We start from the raw sequence: 2372 nt of genomic DNA, 5'->3' as shown, positions 1-2372 counted from the left end.
ACTTTCGCCGCCCCCTCCCCTTCGTCGGCGGCAGCCGCCCCTGCAGGAGCCGCCCATGGCTGAGATCGCACTGACGTCCGCGCCGCAGCGGGCCCGCCACGGATCGAGCATGGGCCAGCCGCTCACCCGGCGCGACGGGCCGCTGAAGGTCACCGGCCGGGCGACCTTCGCCGCCGACAACGTGGCGGCCGGCACGCTGCACGCCGCGCTCTGCGCCGCGCGGATCGCCCGCGGGCGCGTCACCCATCTCGACGTGGCGGCGGCGGAGGCCCATCCGGGCGTCGTCGCGGTGATGACGCCGGACAACGCCCCGGCGCTGGCCCAGCACCCGGACGACAAGCCCCACGGCTTCATCTTCCGCCTCGACCTGCTGCAGGATTCCGCCGTCCGCTACGCCAACCAGCCGATCGCGGTGGTGATCGCCGAGACCCTTGAGGCGGCCACCGAGGGCGCGCGCCTGCTGAACCCGCGCTACGAGGCCGAGACGCCGCGCATCGGGCTCGACGCCGAGCCGCCGTTCACGCCCCCCGGCATCGGCGTCGGCCAGCCGCCGGAGGAGACCCACGGCGACGTCGAGGCGGGCCTCGCGACGGCCAGCCGGCGGATCGCGGCGACCTACGCGACCCCGGCCCAGTACCACAACGCCATGGAGCCGCACGCGGCGGTGGCCTCCTGGGACGGCGACCGGCTGACGCTCCACACGCCGAGCCAGGGCATGGCGATGGCGCAGGGGCGCCTCGCGGGGCTGTTCGGCATCCCGCCGGAGAACATCCACATCGAGAGCCCGTTCCTCGGCGGCGGCTTCGGCTCGAAGGGCCTGATCTCGGGTCCGCAGATCCTCGCCTGCATGGCCGCGCGCCTCGTCGGCCGGCCGGTCAAGCTCGTGCTCGCGCGCTCGCAGATGTACGGCCCGGTCGGCCACCGCGCCGAGACCCGGCAGAGCTTCCGCCTCGGCGCCGACGAGGCCGGCAAGCTCACGGCGCTGGAGCACGAGACGCTGACCGCCTCGAGCCGGTTCGACGACTTCTTCGAGCCGGCCGGCGGCGTTTCGCACACTCTCTACGCCAGCCCGGCCATCGCCGTCCGGCACCAGGCCGTGCGGGTCGACACCGGCACGCCGCTGTTCATGCGCGCCCCCGGCGAGGCCGCCGGCAGCGTCGCCCTGGAAAGCGCGATCGACGAGATGGCGCTGGCCTGCGACATGGACCCGCTGGAATTCCGCTTGGCGAACTATGCCGAGGTCGAGCCGATCTCCGGAAAGCCGTTCTCGTCCAAGGCCTTGCGCGAGTGCTACACCCGCGGCGCCGAACGCTTCGGCTGGTCGGCGCGGCCGAAGGCGCCGCGGCAGACCCGCGACGCGAACGGCCTCCTCGTCGGCTGGGGCATGGGCACCGCGACCTTCCCGGCGCTGATGTTCGAGGCGCAGGCGAAGGCCGAGCTGCGCGCCGACGGCACCGGTACGATCGAGGTCGGCGCCCACGACATGGGCCAGGGCGCCTGGACGGCGCTCGGCCAGATCGCCGCCGACGGCCTCGGGATCGGCCTCGACGCGCTCACCTTCAAGATGGGCTCCTCGGACCTGCCGAACGCCGGCATCGCCGGCGGCTCGGCCCACACCGCCACCGCGGGCGGAGCGATCCACGCGGCCGGCCAGGCGGTGGTGGCGCAGCTCGCAGAGCTGGCCACCAACGACCCCGCCTCCCCGCTCTACGGGGCCGGCAACGCCGGGTTCGTCGCCCGCGACGGCCGGCTCTTCCGCCGCGACGACGAGAGCCGCAGCGAGGTCTACGCCGACATCCTGGCGCGTGCCGGCCGCGGGAGCCTCACGGCCACCGGAAAGGCCTCGACCGACCCGGCCGCCGCCAAGACCTACGCCATGCACGCCCACGGTGCGGTCTTCGCCGAGGTGAAGGTCGACCCCGACCTCGGCCAGATCCGGGTCACCCGCCTCGTCGGGGCGTTCGCGGCCGGCCGCATCGTGAACCCGCGCCTCGTCACCAGCCAGTATTACGGCGGGATGATCTGGGGGATGTCGTTCGCGCTGCACGAGCACGCGGCGATGGATGCCCGCACCGGCCGCTTCCTCAACGACAACCTCGGCGAGTACCACGTGCCGGTGAACGCCGACACGCCGGCCATGGAGGCGATCCTGGTGCACGAGGACGATTCCCACGTGAACGCGCTGGGCATCAAGGGCGTCGGCGAGATCGGTATCACCGGCTCGGCCGGCGCCATCGCCAACGCAGTCTGGCACGCCACCGGCATCCGGGTGCGCGAGATCCCGATCACGCTGGACAAGCTGCTGGGCTGAAGGGCGGAACGGGGTTTCTGGGAACGTCTCCGCGCACGCGGGGCGAGGGGCAGCCGAGGGT

1 protein-coding gene is annotated in these 2372 nt (G+C 73.7%); it reads left to right on the top strand.

Annotated features, from left to right (window positions below; genetic code table 11):
• Positions 1-55: 55 nt before the first annotated feature.
• Positions 56-2311 carry a xanthine dehydrogenase family protein molybdopterin-binding subunit gene (locus FV229_RS26510; RefSeq protein ID WP_147754765.1) on the top strand — a complete coding sequence of 752 codons (2256 nt, stop codon included), beginning with the start codon at positions 56-58 and terminating at the stop codon, positions 2309-2311.
• Positions 2312-2372: the final 61 nt, after the last annotated feature.

It is taken from the genome of Methylobacterium sp. WL120, assembly GCF_008039465.1.
In the GTDB taxonomy this organism is placed as follows: Bacteria; Pseudomonadota; Alphaproteobacteria; order Rhizobiales; family Beijerinckiaceae; genus Methylobacterium; species Methylobacterium cerastii.
The sequence above is the reverse complement of the archived record's forward strand: the minus strand, read 5'-3'. Positions and strand labels throughout refer to the sequence as shown.

Excerpts from the sequence above, each read along its gene's own strand:
- FV229_RS26510 (WP_147754765.1), top strand. The coding sequence starts at position 56 with ATGGCTGAGATCGCACTGACGTCCGCGCCGCAGCGGGCCCGCCACGGA.